At 65.1% G+C, this 361-nt stretch carries 1 protein-coding gene; it reads right to left on the bottom strand.

Translation table 11 applies throughout. The features are described 5' to 3' along the window. Positions 1–361: penicillin-binding transpeptidase domain-containing protein (locus A3754_RS06855; protein ID WP_255363123.1), on the bottom strand; the 361-nt coding region annotated here is incomplete at both ends.

The following is a 361-nucleotide window of genomic DNA, read 5'->3' as shown; positions in this document are numbered from 1 at the left end:
CCTGATCGTTGGTGGTCCCGGTCTTGCCGGCCAGATCCCGGCGGCCCAGGCCGTTGGCCTGGTGGCCGGTGCCACGGCGTACCACATCTTGCAGTATGGAGTTCATTAGCCAGGCAATGCGGGCGTCGATTACGCGCGGGGCCATGACCGGCGGTGGCTGGCGGGGCTGGGTGGTGCTGTCATCGCTGTCGCTATTGGCTGTGTCGACTTCGGTCATGCCGCCTTGGGGGGCGTTATCGGTTTGCGGCGGCCGGCAGGGGCTTTCGCAGAAAACCACCTCTGGCGCTTTCCAGAGCACGTCCCCGTTGTCCTTTTCGATTTGCACGATACTCCAGGGGGTAACCCGGTAGCCGCCGTTGGC

The organism is Alcanivorax sp. HI0083 (genome assembly GCF_001635175.1).
This window is presented reverse-complemented; position numbering and strand designations above follow the sequence as displayed.